This is a genomic window from uncultured Aureimonas sp., assembly GCF_913775355.1.
Classification (GTDB): Bacteria; Pseudomonadota; Alphaproteobacteria; order Rhizobiales; family Rhizobiaceae; genus Aureimonas.
In genome coordinates this window covers 1-20,231 of the sequence record NZ_CAJYIU010000189.1, presented here as the reverse complement: position 1 = coordinate 20,231, position 20,231 = coordinate 1, and the positions used below count along the sequence as shown (strand labels likewise).

14 protein-coding genes and 1 pseudogene are annotated in these 20,231 nt (G+C 66.0%); 5 read left to right on the top strand and 10 right to left on the bottom strand.

Annotated elements, in window-relative coordinates; all coding sequences use genetic code 11:
- Positions 1-2,665, bottom strand: a 2,665-nt coding sequence (locus tag QZ753_RS11955) for a glucosidase (protein ID WP_294644013.1), incomplete at its 3' end; no start/stop codon positions are given.
- Positions 2,665-4,182 (bottom strand): glucose-6-phosphate dehydrogenase, encoded by a 1,518-nt coding sequence (zwf, locus tag QZ753_RS11950; RefSeq protein ID WP_294644011.1) that lies wholly within the window; start codon positions 4,180-4,182, stop codon positions 2,665-2,667. The genes QZ753_RS11955 and zwf, both read right to left, overlap by 1 nt.
- 268 nt (positions 4,183-4,450) lie before the next feature.
- Between zwf and QZ753_RS11945 the strand changes: the two genes are divergently transcribed.
- The 4 genes from QZ753_RS11945 to QZ753_RS11930 all read left to right on the top strand — a co-directional run bounded on the left by QZ753_RS11945 (position 4,451) and on the right by QZ753_RS11930 (position 7,762).
- On the top strand, positions 4,451-4,840 hold the full coding sequence (locus QZ753_RS11945; RefSeq protein WP_294644010.1) for a DUF2946 family protein: 390 nt from the start codon (positions 4,451-4,453) through the stop codon (positions 4,838-4,840).
- A 139-nt stretch (positions 4,841-4,979) separates the two neighbouring features.
- Positions 4,980-6,344 (top strand): PepSY domain-containing protein, encoded by a 1,365-nt coding sequence (locus QZ753_RS11940; RefSeq protein ID WP_294644009.1) that lies wholly within the window; start codon positions 4,980-4,982, stop codon positions 6,342-6,344.
- A gap of 76 nt (positions 6,345-6,420) precedes the next feature.
- Positions 6,421-6,918: a copper chaperone PCu(A)C gene (locus QZ753_RS11935; protein WP_294644008.1), complete on the top strand. Its 498-nt coding sequence runs from the start codon at positions 6,421-6,423 to the stop codon at positions 6,916-6,918.
- 97 nt (positions 6,919-7,015) lie between these two features.
- Entirely contained in the window at positions 7,016-7,762 is a 747-nt protein-coding gene (locus QZ753_RS11930; RefSeq protein ID WP_294644007.1) for a superoxide dismutase, read from the top strand.
- A gap of 54 nt (positions 7,763-7,816) precedes the next feature.
- Here the strand turns inward: QZ753_RS11930 and QZ753_RS11925 are convergent, their stop codons facing one another.
- Entirely contained in the window at positions 7,817-8,200 is a 384-nt protein-coding gene (locus QZ753_RS11925) for a BLUF domain-containing protein (protein WP_294644006.1), read from the bottom strand.
- Positions 8,201-8,259: 59 nt separating this feature from the next.
- Between QZ753_RS11925 and QZ753_RS11920 the strand changes: the two genes are divergently transcribed.
- On the top strand, positions 8,260-9,300 hold the full coding sequence (locus tag QZ753_RS11920; protein ID WP_294644005.1) for an HWE histidine kinase domain-containing protein: 1,041 nt from the start codon (positions 8,260-8,262) through the stop codon (positions 9,298-9,300).
- A gap of 14 nt (positions 9,301-9,314) precedes the next feature.
- On the opposite strand, the gene QZ753_RS11915 is transcribed toward QZ753_RS11920, so the two are convergent.
- The 7 genes and pseudogenes from QZ753_RS11915 to tig form a co-directional block, all read right to left on the bottom strand.
- On the bottom strand, positions 9,315-10,460 hold the full coding sequence (locus QZ753_RS11915) for an amidohydrolase (RefSeq protein WP_294644004.1): 1,146 nt from the start codon (positions 10,458-10,460) through the stop codon (positions 9,315-9,317).
- 150 nt (positions 10,461-10,610) lie between these two features.
- Complete coding sequence (locus QZ753_RS11910; RefSeq protein WP_294644003.1) at positions 10,611-10,931, bottom strand: HU family DNA-binding protein; 321 nt, start codon at positions 10,929-10,931, stop codon at positions 10,611-10,613.
- A gap of 170 nt (positions 10,932-11,101) precedes the next feature.
- Positions 11,102-13,471: pseudogene (gene lon / locus QZ753_RS11905) on the bottom strand (endopeptidase La); the annotation flags it as partial.
- A 301-nt stretch (positions 13,472-13,772) separates the two neighbouring features.
- A complete protein-coding gene (clpX, locus tag QZ753_RS11900) occupies positions 13,773-15,041 on the bottom strand; it encodes an ATP-dependent Clp protease ATP-binding subunit ClpX (RefSeq protein WP_055884037.1) in 1,269 nt (422 codons plus the stop codon).
- A 242-nt stretch (positions 15,042-15,283) separates the two neighbouring features.
- A complete protein-coding gene (locus QZ753_RS11895; RefSeq protein WP_055884034.1) occupies positions 15,284-15,916 on the bottom strand; it encodes an ATP-dependent Clp protease proteolytic subunit in 633 nt (210 codons plus the stop codon).
- Between the two features lie 139 nt (positions 15,917-16,055).
- On the bottom strand, positions 16,056-18,476 hold the full coding sequence (locus tag QZ753_RS11890; RefSeq protein ID WP_294644001.1) for a mechanosensitive ion channel domain-containing protein: 2,421 nt from the start codon (positions 18,474-18,476) through the stop codon (positions 16,056-16,058).
- Between the two features lie 190 nt (positions 18,477-18,666).
- Entirely contained in the window at positions 18,667-20,025 is a 1,359-nt protein-coding gene (gene tig, locus QZ753_RS11885) for a trigger factor (protein ID WP_294644000.1), read from the bottom strand.
- Between the last annotated feature and the right edge of the window lie 206 nt (positions 20,026-20,231).

Below are 20,231 nucleotides of genomic sequence, written 5' to 3'. Positions count from 1 at the left end.
AGGTCGATGCCGGCTGGAGAAGCAGCGCGACGAGCGCGGTCCATCCGGTCTGGTGGGAGGCGCCGAGCCCGAGGCCGGTGTCGCCGTGGAAGAACTCGTTGAAGACGATGAGTTCGACGTCGTCCGCTCCTCCCCGCGGCGCCGGGCCACCGAGCGCTGGGCGCGTTCCGTCCGCCTGCCGGGCGAAGAGCGCGCAGATGCGAGCCGTCAGCACGTCGGCGATTTCCGACAGCGTCGCCGTTCGCCCCGAGCCGGACGGGCACTCCTGGACGAAGCCGCCGCCGTAGAAACGCTCGAACTCGCGGATCGCCTCCACGATCATGACATTGAGCGGCATCCAGACAGGGCCGCGCCAATTCGAATTGCCGCCGAAGATACCGGAAGCCGAGACGCCCGGCTCGTATCGCACCTCGAACTGCGCCCCGTCGCGCTCCATTGCGAAGGGCTCCGCCTCGTGCACCTTCGACAGGGACCGGATGCCGAAGGGCGACAGGAATTCGCCCTCGTCCAGCAGCCGGCGCAGCAGCCGCGCCATACGCTGGCGCCGCAAGAGCGACAGAAGATAGCGCTCGTCCTTTCCGGGTTCGGCAAAGCGCGAGACCTGCATGGTGAGGTCCGGGCGGTGTCGGAGCATCCAGTCGAGGCGGCGGGCGAAACCGGGATGCCTGTCCGCCAGTCCCGCATCGAGCACCTCCACTGCGCAGAGGGGGATGAGCCCGACCAGCGAGCGCACGCGAAGCGTCGCCTCCGTTCCGTCCGGCAGGATCAGAGCGTCGTAGAAGAAGCCGTCGTCGTCGTCCCAGAGCCCCCGGCTGCCGGGCTCTTCCTTGTCGGCCTCCGATGCGCCGACATGCGTCATCGCGGAGGCGATGATCAGGAAATGCTCGAAGAACTTCGACGCGATGTCCTCGTAGACCGGATCGGCTTCCGCCAGCTCCAGCGCCATGCGCATGAGGTTCAGCGCGTACATCGCCATCCAAGCGGTGGCGTCGGCCTGTTCGAGGGTGCCGCCGCCGGGGATCGGGGCGGAACGATCGAAGACGCCGATGTTGTCGAGGCCGAGGAAGCCGCCCTGAAAGAGGTTGCGTCCCTGCGAGTCCTTGCGGTTCACCCAATAGGTGAAGTTCACCATCAACTTGTGGAACAGCCGCTCGAGGAAGTCCCGGTCGGGCGCTCCATCGAACGCGGCGTCCAGACGATAGACGCGCAGGGCGGCGAACGCCTGGATCGGCGGATTGGCGTCTCCGAAATTCCACTCGTAGGCCGGAAGCTGGCCGTTCGGGTGCATGTACCAGTCGCGGGTCAGGAGAAGCAGCTGCTGCTTGGCGAGGGCCGGATCGACGATCGCGGCCGCCATGGCGTGAAATGCCAGATCCCAGGATGCGAACCAGGGATACTCCCACGTGTCCGGCATCAGAATGACGTCGGCCGCGTCGAGATGTGTCCAGTCGGCGTTGCGGCCCTTCAGGCGCGACGCGGGCGGCGGAGCCTGCCCTGCGTCACCGTCCAGCCAGCGCTTCACATCGTATCGATAGACCTGCTTCGACCAAAGGAGGCCCGCAAGCGCCCGGCGCTGAACCATCCTCGCATCGGGGTCGGACATGCCGGCCTGCAGCGCATCGTAGAAAGCGTCCGCCTCGCCGCGCCGTGCCGCGACGATGGCGTCGAACTCGGCTGAACCGAACGGACCGGCTGATGCCGGCGCGAACCGGTATCGCAGGACGATCCGTCCGCCGGCGGGGATGTCGTGGACCGTGTAGGCGGCGACCTTCGTGCCCTCCGCCGGCAGCGTGGAGTGCCTCCCGCCGACGATGTGATCGTTGATCGCATCCTTGAAGGCACCGCCGACCGCCGGTCCGCCGAACCGCGCAGCGTTCGTCTCGTTCTCGCAGAAGAGCCACGTCGCCAACTGGAGGGCGGAGAAGCGCATATCCGGACATTCCGGATGCGACGCCGTCACGGCATCGGAGCCGGCAGGCGCGATCAGGGGCTTCGGCGACGCGGGTTCCCAACTCCACGTGTTCCGCGCGACGAGTTGCGGCAGAACGTGGAGGACTGCACCGTCCGGCCCGCGATTGATGACGGTGACGCGCATCAGGACGTCGTTCGGCGACGCCTTCGCGTAATCCACCTGCACATCGAAAAACCGATCGTCGGCAAGGACGCCGGTATCGGCCAGCTCGTATTCGAGGGCCGGCGATCCCCGCCGCCGTGCGTTCTCGGCGACGAGATCCTCATAGGGAAATCGCGCCTGCGGATAGCGGTACAGCATCGACTGCCACGCATGGCTCGGGACGGCATCGAGATGCCACCAAAGTTCCTTCCCGTCTTCGCCATGATTGCCCTCGGCATTGGTCAGGCCGAAGAGGCGCTCCTTGAGGATCGGGTCCGCTCCGTTCCAAAGCCCGAGCGACAGGCACCAGGTCTGGTCCGCGTCACAGAAACCGGCGATCCCGTCCTCGCCCCACCGGTAGGCACGGGAGCGTGCATGATCGTGCGGTAGGTAGGACCACGCATCGCCGTCGGCGCCGTAGTCCTCCCGCACCGTGCCCCACTGCCGCTCGGCGAGATACGGTCCCCACACTCGCCACGCCGCCGCGTCCGGACCATCGAGCCGCTGTCCCTCGACGGTCGCCAGCAGCGGCGAGCGCTTCGGGTCGTCCATCAGGCGGCGGTCCCAACTGCCATTCGGCGTCCCGCCCGCCCGTCGGGCTCGGGTAGGAGGCTGGCCCAGGCCCGGCCATCGCGCGCCAGGAGCGCGTCGGCCGACGCCGGCCCGGCGCTGCCGGCCGGATAAAGTTCGGGCTCGCCCGTCTTCCAGGCTTCGAGCACCGGCTCGACCGAACTCCACGGCGCCTCGATCGCATCCGCGCGCTGAAACAGCGACGCATCGCCCATCATGCAGGCGTAAAGGAGGGACTCGTAGCCGATGTTGGGCACATGCTCGAAGAAGTCGTCATGCTTGAACGTCTCGGCGACCGGCGCGAGTGCCATGCCGGGGCCCGGCGCCTTGATCTGGAAGTCCGTGCGCAGCCCCTTGTCGCCGTCGATGTGGAGCGACAGCCGATTCGCCTCGTGCCGTCCGCCGAAGATCGGGTGCGCGGACGGCTTGAATTGCAAAACGATCTCCGTGCGATGCGCCGTGAGGCGCTTGCCCGTGCGCAGATAGAACGGTACGCCGTCCCACCGCGGCGTCGCGATGTCGATCCGAATGGCTGCGTAGGTTTCCGTGCGGCTGTGTGGATCGACGCCCGGCTCCTCACGGTAGGCGACGCGCGGCGTGCCGTTGACGGAGCCTGCGGCGTACTGGCCGCGCACCATGTTCTGCGGCTTCACCGGATTGACCGCCTTCAGGACCTCGCCCTTGGCATCGCGCACGGCCTGCTCGCCGAGATCCTTCGGCGGCTCCATCGCCACCATCGCGAGTATCTGGAACAGATGGTTGGGCACCATGTCGCGAAGCGCCCCGGCGCGCTCGTAGAAGCTGCCGCGCCCCTCGACCCCCAACACCTCGGCGGCCGTGATCTGAACGTGATCGAGATGCTCGCTCGACCACAGCGGCTCGAAGATCCGGTTGGCGAACCGCAGCGCCAGGATCGCCTGGACCGTCTCCTTGCCGAGGAAATGGTCGATCCGGTAGATCTGCGGCTCTTTCGCCCAGCCGAGGATTTTGTCGTCGAGCGCGCGGGCGGAGGCGAGATCGTCGCCGAACGGCTTCTCGACCACCAGCCGGCGAAAGGCCATCGGGGTTTCCTGCAACAGGCCGGCCTTGCCGAGCCCGTCGGCGATCGGCCCGAAGAAGCGACCGGCCACCGCGCAATAGAAGATCGCGCTGCCCGTGATCCGGCTCGCGAGCGCCTGATAGGTCGCGTCCAGCGTGATGTCGCCGCGCTGGTAGCTGAGCCGCCCACCGAGGTCCTGCCACGTGTCCTCGCGGATCGTGCCCGCGTTGAACTCGGCGGCAGGGTCAGCCGCCATCTGGTGGAGAGCGTCGTTCAGGCTCCGCCGCCACGCCTCGTCGTCGAGTTCCGCGCGGTCGACGCCGATGATCCGGAAGGCCGGGTCGAGGACGCCGGACACCATCAGGTCGTAGATCGAGGGGATCAGCAGCCGCTTCACCAGATCTCCGGCAGCACCGAAGAGGACGAGCGTGCAGACAGGCGCGACGGTGGGGGCGGTCATGGCGGGTTCCCGGCGAGACGAACGATGCATCGGAGGCTTTGCTGCGAGACGTCGCATATCGGCGTGTCCGGCTGAAGGGAGGTGGGAGCCGAGCGCCCCCTGTAAACGGCGGAAACGACAGTTTTTGCGCGTGATCACGCCGCTTGAGGCCACAACATCGCCGACGATGGACCGATCGCATCTGGCGCCTCGGACCATTCGTCCACGTATCGCCTGCCGGGTGCGCGTGCTATCGAATCGGGCGAAACCTCGGGGGGACGATCCAACGGTGTCGTGGAGTCGCAAAAGCTGGATGGGGTGGCTCGCGCGCATCGTCGCGCTGCTTTTCGTCGTCCACGGCGGCCTTCTCGCGCTGTCCGAGGGGGCGAGTGCCGATTCCGTGCGCCGGGACCAGTTCGGCAACGTCCTCTGCCTCGCCAGCGCCGACATGAGTCACGACGACCAAGGCGGCTCCTCGAACGATCATTCGAAGGCGGCGGCCTGCTGCACGCTCGGCTGCGCCATGTTCGCCGGCCTGGTCGCGCCATCCGTCGCGCCGACCGCTCCGACGGATGCCTACGAGCCGGCCCAGCCCGCACGGTTCCGCAGCTTTGCGGACGTGCTCGCCTCGGTGCCGGACACACCGAGAACGACGCGAGGACCCCCGGCGACGGCCTGACACGGCCCCCGCCCAGAGACGTCGGCCAACGCGAGCCCGCCATCTGCCTGACCCGACGCGTCAGGCGTCGGGCCATGTCGACGGCTCGCGCATGGCCCTGCGGTCATGCGGTCGCTATCTCGCTGCCGGACTTTCTTCCATGTCGAATCTCGTTCTCGATCGCCCCGGACGCGCGGCGCGCGCCGCCTCGTCGTCCGATCTCTACCGCGCCGTCTGGCGCTGGCACTTCTATGCCGGGCTCTTCGTCCTCCCCTTCCTCGTCAGCCTGTCGATCACGGGTGGCCTCTATCTGTTTCGCGACGAGATCGACGCGATCGTCCATGCGGACGTGAAGCGGGTCGTCGCAGCGGAGGGCGCGACGCGCGCTAGTCCGTCGACGATGGTCGCGGCCGCTCTCGCCGCCCATCCCGGCACCGCGGTCAAGTATACCGACCCGGTCGATGCCGGCACCTCCGCGGAGGTGACCGTGCGCGAGGGCAGCGGCGAACGTCTCGCCGTCTACATCAACCCATACGATGCCTCGGTGCTGGGCGCGCTTCCCGATCGCGGCACGATCATGTGGACCATCCGCCAGCTTCACAGCCTGAAGTTCTTCGGGCCCGTCGCGCGCGGGGCGATCGAGATCGCGGCCGGCTGGGCGATCCTGCTGGTCGTCACCGGCATCTTTCTCTGGTGGCCGCGCGGGCAGAACGGCGGCGTCGTCTCGGTGCGCGGAACGCCGGCGCGCCGGGTCTTCTGGCGCGACACGCATGCCGTCACCGGCATCGCCGTGGGCGGGTTCCTCGTCTTTCTCGCGGTGACCGGCATGCCCTGGTCGCAGGTCTGGGGCGGACAGGTGAACACCTGGGCGAATGGCTCGAACTTCGGCTACCCGTCCGGCGTGCGCGTCGACGTTCCGATGTCGGGGGTCAAGCTCAGCCAGGAGGGCCCCACAAGCTGGTCGATGAAACAGGCGGCCGTACCCATGTCGCCCCCCGCCCCGCAGGCGCCGATCGGCCTCGACGCGGCCGTCGGAACGTTCGAAGCCCTCGGGCTCCACCGCGGCTTCGCGGTCAACATTCCCGCCACCGCCACCGGCGTCTACACCGGGTCGGTCTACCCGGACGACGCCGCCGAGCAGCGCGTCGTGCATCTCGACCAGTACACCGGCAAGCCGCTGATCGACATGGGGTACGCGGACTACGGCCCGCTCGGTCGCGCGCTTGAATGGGGGATCAGCGTCCATCTCGGACAACAGTTCGGCCTCGCCAACCAGATCGTGCTTCTTCTGGTCTGCATCGGCAACGTCGTTCTGGCCGTCTCGGCGGGCGCGATGTGGTGGAAGCGCCGCCCATCCCGGTCGATGGGGGTTCCCCCGATGCCGAAGGACCCGCGCGTCCTGCGCGGGCTTCTGGTTCTTCTGGCGATCGGCGGCGTCCTCTTCCCTCTCGTCGGCGCCTCGCTCATCGTCATGCTTGCAATCGATTTCCTCGTTCGCCGGCTCACCCGGCCCCTGACGGCCTGATCGACATCAGCGGCGGATTGCGGTTCGCAACGAGCCCGGTCCGCCTTCCCGCTCATCCAACCGCGAGAACAGAACCATGGTCCTTCGAATTCCCATCCTCCGGCGCGTCGCGCTTCTATCGGTCGCCGCTGCGCTCGCCGCGCCATCGCTCGCTTCGGCGCACGAATATAAGGCAGGCTCAATCGAGATCGATCACCCGTGGAGCCGCGCCATGCCCCCTGGTGCCAAGACGGGCGTCGGATACCTCGTTTTGAAGAACGAGGGGACGGGTGCCGATCGGCTGACATCCATCACGTCGCCGGCCGCCATGGCCGTCGAGGTCCACGACATGTCCATCACGGACGGTGTGATGACGATGCGCAAGGTGGATGGCGGCCTCGCGCTGCAACCGGGCGGGGAGTCAAAGCTTGCGCCCGGCGGTCTGCATCTGATGCTGGTCGGCGTGAAGGAGCCCTTCCGCGAAGGGCAGATGATCCCCCTCGACCTCACCTTCGAAAAGGCCGGAACGATCGAGGTGCAGATGAAGGTCGACGCGATGGGCGCCAAGGGCGAGCACGCCGCCCACATGAAGTAAGAGGCGGCTCGGCGATTCTTGATCACGACTTGTTTTTGAAACGCTGCCGGAGGGGCGTCGTTCCGGATGGACCGACCGTCTGAAACGGAGCCCCTCCATGCGTCACTTCCTTCTTCCCACGTGCCTCGGGGCGCTTGCGCTGACCGCGGTCGCGCTGGTGCCCTTCCAACCGGCTCAGGCCCAGCAGGCCACGCCTGCCCCCACAGCGGACGCCGCGCAGGCCGAGCCGTTCAAGCTGCCGGAACTCGGCTATTCCTACGATGCGCTGGCGCCGATCATCGACGCCAAGACGATGGAGCTCCACCACTCCAAGCACCATCAAGCGTTCATCACGGCCCTGAACAACGCGGCCAAGACCGATCCCTCGATCGCCAATGTCCCGCTGGAGGAGCTCGTGGCGAACGCCGGGCAGCGCCCTGCCGCGATCCGCAACAACGCCGGAGGCCACTGGAACCACACCTTCTTCTGGCAGATCATGGCGCCGGAGGGTCAGCGCGGCGAGCCGTCCGCCGAGCTGACGGCAGCGATCAACGAGTCCTTCGGATCGATGGACGAGTTCAAGAAGGCGTTCCAGACTACCGGCACCAGCCGCTTCGGCTCGGGCTGGGCCTGGCTGATCGTCGACGCTGACAAGAGGCTGGCCGTCACGTCCACGCCGAACCAGGACAACCCGCTGATGGACGTCGCGGAGAAGCGCGGCACGCCGGTGCTCGGCAACGACGTGTGGGAACACGCCTACTACCTCTCCTACAACAACCGCCGGGCCGATTATCTTTCGGCGTGGTGGGACGCGGTGAACTGGAACAAGGTCTCGGAACACTATGCCAAGGCGATCGCGAGCTGAGGCATCTCGGAAAGCGAGGGCGGGTGCGCTCGGACGCGCGCCCGTCCCTTCCCGTCAGAGCGTCATCGCGAGCATGACCACGTCGACCATGCTCCGGCGCACCATTCCCCAGCTGCCGAAATGTCGGCTGTCGACGATGCGGCGGTCGATCTCGACGACTTCGTGGTGCCGGGTGTCATTGCGAATGTGCTCATAGAGGCGCTGAACCGCCTCGGGCGGCCCTTCGAGGATCTGCAGGACCCTTCGACCGTCCAACGCCAGCATTCCCGTCACCCCGGTCCGCTCGTTGCGCGCGCGGGACCGATCCACGATCGTGTCGAGGTTTTCGTGCGACACGTCGTCGGAAAGATTGGATACGTAGACTAAACGCAGAAACATTCGGGCCTCCGAGCCCTTGGACCATTGCCATCCGCCGCCGAACCACGCAAGCAATCGCATAGACGGGCGGCTCGCGGCGGATTTTGCCCGCGACACCGGTTGAGCGGGCGCAGGCGACCATGAGCGAGCAGGAACGCCGGCGGATCGGTCGGGAGCTGGAAATCAGCAGCGGCCTTAGTGCCGATCCCTTCGCCTCCGCCGTGCGCGTGACGCGCATGCCGATGATCATCACGAACCCGCGCGAGGACGACAATCCGATCGTCTTCTGCAACGACGCCTTCCTTCGGTTGACGGGCTACGACCGCGACGAGATCATCGGTCGCAACTGCCGTTTCCTTCAAGGTCCCGCGACCAATCAGGACGACGTCGGTCGCCTTCGGGACGCGATCGACGCGCGCCAGTCGATCGAGATCGACCTCCTCAACTATCGCAAGGACGGGACGACGTTCTGGAACGCGCTTCTCGTCTCGCCAGTGTTCCAGGACGGCGAACTCGCCTATTTCTTCGCGTCGCAGTTCGACGTGACCGATCGGAAGCGGGCGGAGGAACATCGGTTCCTCCTCAACCGCGAACTGGATCATCGTGTGAAGAACACGCTGGCGACCGTGCAGAGCGTGGTGCTCCAGACGCTGCGTGATGCGAAGGTGCCTGCGAACGTCGCATCCGCCGTGTCGGGGCGCATCCAAGCCTTGGCCCGCAGCCACGATGTGCTGACGGCGGAGGCCTGGGCCAGCGCGCTGCTCAGCGATGTCGTGAAGGGCGCGCTCGAGCCTTTGCATGGCAGCGTCGGCGATCGGCTGACGGTGGAAGGGCCCGAAGTCCGCCTGAAGCCGCGCATCGCGACCATGCTCTCGCTTGCCGTTCATGAGATGGCGGAAAATGCCCTGCAGCACGGTAGCCTCTCGAACCGGGAGGGCACCGTCGAGATTCGCTGGTCGGTCGACGACGACCACCTCGATTTCGGTTGGTACGAACGCGGCGGACCGCCGGTCTCCCAGCCGACGCGCACCGGCTATGGCACCCGCATCGTGGAACGCGTGCTTGCCGCCGAGTTCGCGGGGACGGCGACCATCGAGTTCCAGCCGGAGGGTTTCACCTTCCGTCTTCGCGCGCCGCTTCAGCCACTCGGCCGGGAAGCGACGAGTTGGACCTTTCCGTAAAGCCGGCCGTCGCCTCAGCCGAGAAGGTCGCGCACGGCGCGCTCGAAGATGCCGGCACCGATCGGGATCAGCGTATCCGGGAAGTCGTAGTCCGGGTTGTGGAGGCGTGGGTGATCGACCCCGGCGCCGAGAAAGAACATCGCCGAGCGCGCATGATCGCCAAAGCGTCCGAAGTCCTCCGACGGGTACATCGGCTGACCCGGCGTATGGGTGATCCCCTCTGCGTCCAGCGCATCACGCAGGAAACGGACGGCCTCCGGATGGTTCTCGCAGTGCCGATAGACGTCGTCGTAGCCGACGACCACCTGCAGCCCGCGCTCGGCCGCAGCGCGTTCGGCCAGTGCCTCGGCCTCGCGGCAAAGAGCGGCCATCCCGTCGTCGCGCAGGGTTCGAAGCGTCGTCCAGACCTCGGCATGACCCGGCGCGATGCCGAAAGCCGCCTCTCCGAGCCGGGCGTGCGTCACCGTCGCCAGCCGGAAGGCGTCGTCGAGCTCCCGCCCGTGGCTCAGCTGCGGCAAAGCCTCGATCAATTCGGCCAACGCGGTCGCCGGTGAAACTCCGTCCCACGGCATCGAGGCATGGGCGGTACGGCCGGTCAGGACGATCCGCATCCCGCGGGACGCGCAATTGACGGGCCCCTCGCGGAGCGCGACCTCACCGAAAGGCAGGCCCGGCAAGTTGTGGAGGGACAAAGCGTAGTCGGGCTTGAGGTCGGCGAAGCGTGGATCGTCGATGACGCGTGAGGCGCCCTCCCCGGTTTCCTCGGCCGGCTGGAAGAGGAGGACCACCCGGCCACGTTCCGGCCGGCGCTCCGCAAGCCGACGAGCCAGCAACATCAGGATCGCGCTATGCCCATCATGGCCGCAGAGATGGCCGACGCCGTCGTTGCGAGACCGGTAAGCGACATCCCCGATCTCGGGGATTGGCAGCGCGTCGAGTTCGGACCGTAGAAGAACCGTCGGACCGGACGTCTCTGCGTGGAAGATCGCGGCCACGCCATGCCCTCCGAGCCCCGTTACCACCTCATCCGCCCCACCAGCGCGCAGACGCTCGGCGATGGTCGCCGACGTCCAAGCTTCGGCGTTCGAGACTTCAGGATGAGCGTGGAGCAGATGCCGGAGCGCGACGATCTCCGGAAGGTGGGGATCGCTTGCCGGCATGAAATGGCTCGCTCGAACGGTAGGATCAGCAGAGGCGGAAAACGAAAGGCGACCGCGGACGATCGGGACCGTGCATCGACGAGCACAGCCGACCTGCGCCGATATGGAAGCGGCGGGACGGTATCGGACCGACCCGCCGCAGATCTTGTCTTACTTGGCCTTGGCGGCCTTGGGGGCCTTCGCCTTCGGCGCGGCCTCGACGTTCACCGCGTCCTTCAGGCCCTTGCCCGGCGTGAACTTGGCGACGTTGCGGGCGGGGATATCGACCTCGGCGCCCGTCGACGGGTTGCGGCCCTTCGAAGCGGCGCGGTGGGAAACGGAGAACGTGCCGAAGCCGACGAGGCGGACGTCGTCGCCCTTCGCCATGGCGTCCTGAAGCGCGTCGAAGACGGCGTCGACGGCAGTGGTGGCATCCTGCTTCGAGAGCTTGGACTTGTCCGCCACCGCGGCGACGAGTTCGTTCTTGTTCATGCACAGTCTCCAGCGTTGAATTAGTCGCACCGACTCGGTGAGATACACTGCGGAAAAGAAGGTCGACCTTCAAGGTCGACATGGTGCCGAACCCATCAAAACAAGGGCTCCAAACGAAAAATGCCGCCCGGAGGGCGGCATTCTGATCGTTTTTGACCCCGGCGGAGACCTCAGTGCGCGACGGCGCCCTGCGAATCATCCTTCTGCTTGGCGAGGTGAGCCGCAGCATCCTCCTCGGTCCACTCGATCGGCTGCGGTGTGCGCACCAGCGCGTGCTGGAGCACTTCGCCCATCCGCGAGACCGGAACGATCTCGAGGTTGTTCTTCACGTTGTCCGGAATGTCGGCCAGATCCTTGGCGTTTTCGGCCGGGATCAGAACCTTGGTCATTCCGCCGCGAAGCGCAGCCAGAAGCTTCTCCTTCAGACCGCCGATCGGCAGCACCCTACCCCGCAACGTGACCTCGCCGGTCATGGCGATGTCGCGACGAACCGGGATACCCGTCATCACCGAGATGATGGCGGTCGCCATCGCGATGCCTGCGGACGGACCGTCCTTCGGCGTCGCACCTTCCGGCACGTGAACGTGGATGTCCCGCTTGTCGAAGTGCGGCGGCTCGATGCCGTACTCGATCGCCCGGCTGCGGACGTAGGACGCAGCGGCGGAGATGGACTCCTTCATGACGTCCTTCAGGTTGCCCGTCACCGTCATCTTGCCCTTGCCGGGCATCATGACGCCTTCGATCGTCAGCAGTTCGCCGCCGACCTCAGTCCAGGCAAGACCCGTCACCACGCCGACCTGATCCTCGGCCTCGGCCTCGCCGTAGCGATAGCGCGGCACGCCGAGGTAGTCCGCGAGGTTCGCGGCCGTGACCTCGACCGACGTAACCTCACCCTTGAGGATGCGCGTCACCGCCTTGCGCGCCAGCTTGGACAGCTCGCGCTCGTAGGAGCGCACGCCGGCCTCGCGGGTGTAGCGACGGGCGATCTCGCGCAACGCGTCCTCGCCGACCGAGAACTCGTGCGGCTGCAACGCGTGGTCCTTGATCGCCTTCGGCAGGAGGTGCCGCTTGGCAATCTCGATCTTCTCGTCCTCGGTGTAGCCGGCGATACGGATCAATTCCATGCGGTCCATCAGCGGACCCGGGATGTTGAGCGTATTGGCCGTCGTCACGAACATCGTCGACGAGAGGTCGTACTCGACCTCGAGATAGTGATCCATGAACGTCGCGTTCTGTTCCGGATCGAGCACCTCGAGCAACGCCGACGACGGATCGCCGCGGAAGTCCTGGCCCATCTTGTCGATCTCGTCGAGCAGGAAGAGCGGGTTGTTCCGCTTCGCCTTCTTCAGCGACTGGATCACCTTGCCGGGCATGGAGCCGATATAGGTCCGGCGGTGGCCACGGATTTCGGCTTCGTCGCGCACGCCGCCGAGCGCCATGCGGACATACTCGCGGCCCGTGGCCCGCGCGATGGACTTGGCAAGCGAGGTCTTGCCGACGCCCGGAGGGCCGACGAGGCACAGGATCGGGCCCTTGAGCTTTGCCTGACGGCTCTGCACGGCCAGATACTCGACGATGCGCTCCTTGACCTTATCGAGGCCGTAGTGCTCCTCCTCGAGAATCTCCTCCGCCCTCTTCAGGTCGATGCGAACCTTCGAAGCCTTGCCCCACGGCAGGCCGAGCAGCCAGTCGAGGTAGTTGCGCACCACGGTCGCCTCGGCCGACATGGGGCTCATCTGCCGCAGCTTCTTCAGCTCGGCCGAGGCCTTCTCCTTGCCTTCCTTGGACAGCTTCGTCTTCTTGATGCGCTCCTCGATCTCGGCGAGCTCGTCGCGGCCTTCCTCGCCGTCGCCAAGCTCCTTCTGGATCGCCTTCATCTGCTCGTTCAGGTAGTACTCGCGCTGCGTCTTCTCCATCTGGCGCTTGACGCGCGAGCGGATGCGCTTCTCCACCTGAAGCACCGAAATCTCGGACTCCATGAAGCTGAGGGCACGCTCGAGACGCTCCTGAACGCTGACAATCCCGAGCATCTCCTGCTTCTCGGGGATCTTGATCGCAAGATGCGAGGCGACCGTATCAGCGAGCTTAGAGTAGTCGTCGATCTGGCCGGCAGCGCCCACGACCTCGGGCGAGATTTTCTTGTTCAGCTTGACGTAGTTCTCGAACTCCGAGATCACCGAACGCGCCAGCGCCTCGACCTCGACCGCGTCGTCCTCGACCTCGGGAACGATCGTGGCGTTCGCCTCGTGCCAGTCGGTGCGGTCGGTGAAGCCAGAGATCTTCGCGCGGGAGACGCCCTCGACCAGCACCTTCACGGTACCGTCGGGGAGCTTCAGAAGCTGGAGCACATTGGCGAGCGTGCCGAGATCATAGATCGCGTCGGGCGCGGGATCCTCGTCACCCGCGTTCTTCTGCGTCGCCAGGAGAATCTGCTTGTCGGCGCCCATGACCTCTTCGAGAGCCCGAATGGACTTCTCGCGTCCCACGAAGAGCGGGACGATCATATGAGGGAACACCACGATGTCGCGGAGCGGCAAGACCGGATACTGACCGGTCTCGGCAGGCGCGTCGGCTGTGAACGTCGGGTCTGACATGCTTGTCCTTTCTGCGGCCAAGGCCGCCGGAGGCCCTTTCGGATCGGCCCAGTTGGCGCCGGATCGAAAGGCCTTTTCGCAACTGCAATGTGGTCGCCGTTCTCGCTCCGTTCAACCCGTGGCACCCGGCCGCAGGAGGTTGGATGGTGAACGGTGCGGTCGGAGAACCGCCTCTTACAAAAGTTAAGCCCGCCCCGGCGCTCCGGAGCGGGCTTGATAGGCTTAGACGGTCCGGCTGGAACGTGCGTCAGGCACTCGCGGTCTCTTTCTCGTCCTTGCGGTCCGAGTAGATGTAGAGCGGCCGCGCATTGCCATCGATGACCTCTTCCGAGATCACGACTTCCTGCACACCTTCTAGCGTCGGCAGATCGAACATCGTGTCCAGCAGCATCGATTCCATGATGGAACGCAGGCCGCGGGCGCCGGTCTTGCGCTCGATCGCCTTGCGGGCGATCGCCTTCAGCGCATCGTCGTGGAAGGAGAGCTCGACGTTCTCCATCTCGAACAGGCGCTGGTACTGCTTGACGAGAGCGTTCTTCGGCTCGACGAGGATCTGCACCAAGGCCGGCTCGTCGAGGTCCTCGAGCGTCGCCAGGACCGGCAGACGGCCCACGAACTCGGGGATCAGGCCGAACTTCAGGAGATCCTCAGGCTCCACCTTGCGGAAGAGCTCGCCCGTGCGGCGATCCTCGGGGCTCTCGACATTGGCGCCGAAGCCGATCGAGGTCTTCCGGCCACGATCGGAGATGATCCGGTCGAGGCCGGCGAAGGCGCCGCCGCAGATGAAGAGGATGTTCGCCGTATCCACCTGCAGGAACTCCTGCTGCGGATGCTTGCGTCCACCCTGCGGAGGAACGGACGCGACCGTGCCTTCCATGATCTTCAGAAGCGCCTGCTGCACGCCCTCGCCCGACACGTCGCGTGTGATCGACGGGTTGTCGGACTTGCGGCTGATCTTGTCGATCTCGTCGATGTAGACGATGCCGCGCTGCGCCCGCTCGACGTTATAATCCGCCGACTGCAGGAGCTTCAGGATGATGTTCTCGACATCCTCGCCGACGTAACCGGCCTCGGTCAGCGTTGTCGCGTCCGACATGGTGAAGGGCACGTCAAGGATGCGGGCGAGCGTCTGGGCCAGCAGCGTCTTGCCGCAGCCGGTCGGGCCGATCAGGAGGATGTTGGACTTCGCCAGCTCGACGTCGTTGTTCTTCGACGCGTGCGCGAGGCGCTTGTAATGGTTGTGGACCGCGACCGACAGGACCTTCTTGGCGAAGGACTGGCCGATGACGTAGTCGTCGAGGACCTTGATGATCTCCTGCGGGGTCGGAACGCCCTCGCGGGACTTCACCATGGAGGATTTGTTCTCCTCCCGGATGATGTCCATGCAGAGCTCGACGCACTCGTCGCAGATGAAGACCGTCGGCCCGGCGATCAGCTTGCGGACTTCGTGTTGGCTCTTTCCGCAGAAAGAGCAGTAGAGCGTGTTCTTGCTGTCGCCGCCGCTCACTTTGCTCATCGTTCTTCCTTCCGTTCCGTACCTCGGACGTGGAGGTCCGGAGATAGGTCGAGTGACCCGTGACTCATCCTATGCTGCACCGCGAACAAAGCAACCGCCCGCCGCGGACGCGGTTCCGGCCTCGGGCCCTCTCGCATCCGTGACAGTCTAGCGACGCTATCCTTGATCGACGCTTAAGAGAGGCGAGCCTGAAAGGCTAAGCCCGCCTCGTGGCGACTTCAAGGACGGTTGCGCGTCCCGCGTCAGGACGAGATGGCCGCCTCGACCGCTTCGCGGGTCGAGTGCACCTTGTCGATCAGGCCGAAGTCCTTGGCCTCGTCCGCCGTCATGAAATGGTCACGGTCCAGCGTGCGTTCAATGGTCTCGTAGTCCTGGCCGGTGTGCTGGACATAGACCTCGTTGAGGCGGCGCTTCAGCTTGATGATGTCGAGCGCGTGACGTTCGATATCCGACGCCTGTCCGGAGAAACCGCCCGACGGCTGGTGCACCATGATTCGCGCGTTCGGAGTCGCGAAGCGCATGTCCTTGTGGCCGGCGCAGAGCAGCAGCGAGCCCATCGACGCGGCCTGGCCGATGCAGAGCGTCGAGACGGCCGGCTTGATGAACTGCATGGTGTCATAGATCGCCATGCCCGACGTCACCACGCCGCCCGGCGAGTTGATGTAGAGGGCGATCTCCTTCTTCGGGTTCTCGGCCTCGAGAAAGAGCAGCTGCGCGCAGACGAGCGTCGCCATGCCGTCCTCGATCGGGCCCGTGATGAAGATCACGCGCTCCTTCAGGAGCCGGGAGAAGATGTCATAGGCCCGCTCGCCCCGGTTCGTCTGCTCGACGACCATCGGAACAAGGTTCATCATGGTCTCGACGGGATGCTTCATGGTGGTCTCTCGTGAAGGGGCTGGCCGACGCCGTGTCGGTCGAATCAGGCTCGGTATTCCGCTTGCCTAGATAGGGCGCGTGGGGCGGCCTGCGCAAGAAGGCGGCCTTTCGCCCGGCAGCCCCGCGCGAGCCCGGTCCTCAACGCGAGGGATCGCCGTCCTCGTCGTCGGGGTCCTTGGGGTCGGGGGGGATGATCGTTCCATCCGGATTTCGGGTCACCGTCTTGAGGCCGGAGCGATTGGTCCTGCCGGCCGACGCGGGCGCGCCGCCGTCTGCCGCGAGCGCCCCCTCGGCGGGGATTTCCGTCCCGATCCCGGCCACGCGCAGCGGCGGTGCCTCGTGCGACTTCGTCTCGCCGAACCAGACCGTGGTCTGCGGGAACGGAATCTCGATGCCGCGCTCGTCCATCATTTCCTTGAGGATCTCCCTGTAGAGCCGGCCGATCCCCCATTGCTTGCCGGGCAGCGTCCGCACCCGCCCGCGCACGACGACCGCGTTGTCGCCGAGCGTCTCGACGCCCAGCATTTCGAAGTCGGCGATGATGCTCGTTCCCTCTGGCGTCTCCCGCACGCGCTCGAACGCGTCGTGCATCACGGCCTTCACCTCACCGACATTCTCGCGGTAGGCGACCGAGACGTCGGCCACGAAGTTCGAGAAGTCCTTCGTCATGTTGGCGACCTGATCGACCGACGAGAAGGGAATGAGGTGGTAGGTGCCATCGACCGAGCGCAGGCTCACCGAGCGGATCGTCAGCTTCTCGACAACCCCCGACACCGATCCGAGCTGCACGACATCGCCCTCGTTCAGCGCATTCTCGATCTGGATGAACGCCCCGGTGATGATGTCCTGAACGAGCTTCTGCGCGCCGAAACCGACGGCGAGGCCGACGACGCCGGCGCCCGCGAGCAGCGGCGCGATGTTGATGCCGATCTGCGAGAGCACCAGCATCATCACGATCAGCGCCAGCGCGATCGTCAGCGCGTTCTTGAACAACGACAGGAGCGTGCGTTCCCGAGCCGTCGGGACCGAGCCGAAGTTCGGGTTGAGGCGGTACTCGACCCAGGACGAGAAGACGAGGTGGATGCCGAAGCCGACCGTCAGGATGACGAGGGCGCCGATCAAGGCGCTCGTCACGCGCCGACCGATATCGCTCGACGCAAAGGACTGGAGATCGATGATCGACCAGGCATGAAGGATGACCCCGATCACGGCGACGATGACGATGATCCGCAGGATCAGGAGCAGCTTCGGAATGAAGCCGTTGATCCGCCGCTCCAGAAGCGGGAACCGATCGCTGGTGGCGGCCGACACCCGGATGCCACGCACGATGAACCGGGTCAGGATCGTCACGACGAGCCCGCCGATCGCCATCGCGGCAATCGAGACGAGCGAGGCGCCGAGCATGAACTGGAACCCGTTGCGCGGGCTGCTGATCCAGAGGGCGAAGAGCGCCGTGATGAAGGATGCCGCCAGCAACCACCACAGATGCCCGAGGAGGTGATGGACGCGCGCCTGCGGATTGCGCGCCCCGTCGCGATACGCACGTTGCAGCCGGCGCTTCACGCGCTCCCGATTGGCCAGCACCAGCCAGAGCATGATGAGGTAGGCCACCGTCACCACGAGGAAGCGGACGGCGTTGCCGGCCGCGACGTTCGAAATCGACTGCACGACCGGGGCGACGAAGAGGAACGTGTAACCGAGCAGCGTGATCACCAGCGCGAGGCGGCGATACCAGTAGCGCGCCTGTCCGTCGCTGAACGGCGTCAGCCGGAGCCGCGGAACGTAGGGCGCGACGAAGGCCGCGAGGCCGACCTTCACCAGCTCGGTCAGCGCGAAGGCATTGAGGAACAGAGCCTCGTTGATGTCGGGCGGCCCGCCGGACAGAACGAACGAGGTCGCGTGGCCTGCCGCGGTCGCAAGGATCACCGTCAGCGCATCGGCAAGCATCGCGCAGGCCGCAAGCGAGAGTTTCAGGATCGGCGATCTGGGCTTCGCCCTCGATCCGAGCCACTGGACCAGACGGCGACGCGGCAGGGTTGTCAGCGCGAGGGCCAGAAGCGTCGCGATGGCGATGGTCGAGACCGGCAGGATCGCCTGCCAGACCCGGGGCAGGTTGATCGCCTGCGCGCCCGACAGGAACGAGCCGGCCTGCGCGACGAGACCGGCGATCTCGGTCGTTCCCTCCTGAAGCGCTGCAACGGCCGAGCGGGTATAGGACGCGAGGTGTGCCGGGACGGACTGGGAGAGATCGCCCTCTCCCGTCAGGATCGGCGTCTCGGTGGCGGAGGTCCCAATCGACGGCTGGTAGGCGCTCGCCTTCAGCGTCTCGATCAGCCGGTTGCGCGTCGTCTCGCTCTCGAGGATGCGGATGAGCTCGTCGAGGTCCTTGCGCTGGTCGGCGGACGGCGCGTCCGCGGAGGTCTCCGCCCCGCTGGTCGCCGTCGGCAACTTGGGAAGGAGGTTCGTGGTCTGCGCTCGCAGCGGGTGAGGCTGGATGATCGGGGCGACGAGAAGGACGAGCGCAAGAAGCAGCGCTCGAGCACCGGTGTGTCGGATCATGGAGTTCCGGTCCGTGGCGGGCATGGTTCTTCGCCGGGCCGGATGACAGCATGCGCCCAGTCGGTTCGAGTTGCCGAATTAGAGTCCGGATGCGACGAAGCCATGGCGGGCCGCGAAATCCTGCGACCGTCCCGAACGAAAAAGGCCGCCCCGGAGGGCGGCCTTCGATACGACATCATGCGTCCTAAGATCAGGCCGCCGAGGAAAGCTCTTCCTCGTCGTCCTTCATCAGCTCGTCCTTGGTGACGGTCTTGTCAGTCACGGCCACCGTCGAGAGGAGGTGGTCGACGACCTTCTCCTCGTAGATCGGGGCGCGCAGGCTCTGGATCGCCTCCGGCGTCTTGCGGAAGTAGTCGTAGACCTGCTGCTCCTGGCCGGGATACTGGCGGACCTGGTCGATGACCGCGCGCTGCAGCTCCTCGTCCGACACCGTAACGCCGGCCTTCTCGCCGATCTCCGACAGGACCAGGCCGAGACGGACGCGGCGCTCGGCGAGCTTGCGATACTCCGCGCGCGCCTTCTCCTCGGTCGTGTCCTCGTCCTCGAAGCTCTTGCCGCTCTGCTCGAGTTCGCGCGACACCTGGTTCCAGATGTTGTTGAACTCGGCTTCGACGAGCTTCTCGGGCAGCTCGAACGAGTATTCGGCATCGAGCTGGTCGAGAAGCTGGCGCTTCACCTTCTGACGCGTCGCCTGACCGAACTGGCTCTCGATCTGGCCGCGGACGATCTCGCGCAGGCGGGCGATCGACTCGAGGCCCAGCTTCTTGGCGAGCTCGTCGTCGAGCTCCATCGCCTCAGGCGCCGCGACGGCCTTCACGGTCACGGCGAACTCGGCGTCCTTGCCCGCGAGATGGGCCGCACCGTAGTCGTCCGGAAACTTGACGTTGACCTTCTTCTCTTCGCCGGCCTTCGCGCCGATGAGCTGGTCCTCGAAGCCGGGGATGAACTGGCCCGAGCCGAGCACGAGGTTGGAATCCTCGGCCGAACCGCCCTGGAACGCCTCGCCGTCGACCTTGCCGACAAAATCCATCGTGACGCGGTCGCCGTTCTCGGCGGCGCCGTCCTTCGGCTGGTAGGTGCGGGCGCTCTCGGCGATGCGCTTGACCTGATCCTCGACTTCCTCGTCGCCGATCTCGACGACCGGACGCTCGATCTTGATGCCGTCCGTCTCCTTCAGGTCGAAGGTCGGAAGGGTCTCGTAGGCGACGGTGAAGCGGAAGTCGCTTTCGCCGCGCAGAACCTTCTCGGCCTCGCCCTCGTCCTCGGTCATCTGGATCTCGGGCTGCATCGCCGAGCGCTCGTTGCGCTCCGCGATCACCGAACGCGGGGTCTCGTTGATGATCTGGTTGACGATCTCGGCCATGACCGAGCGGCCATACGACTTGCGCATGTGGCTCATCGGCACCTTGCCGGGGCGGAAGCCCTTGATCTTGACCTGGTCCTTGATCTCGTAGAGGCGAGTCTGCAGACGCGCTTCCAGATCGGACGCCGGCACGACGATCTCGATCTCGCGCTTCAGGCCTTCGGCCTTGGTTTCCCTAACCTGCATCGTCAACCCTTCATGGTCTCGACCGGCGGCCCTTGAGACCCGCCGCCGATCCTGATTGAATCTCGTTGTTGCCGCGCAGGCGGGGGCCGGAAGATCCGGACCTGAACGCCGCGGGCTGTCGGAACGCAACACCCGCCACCCGGCCATCCCGGCCTTTTAGTTGAGCGACCTTAGGGGATCAAGGGGCATGGCAAATGCTTTGCGGC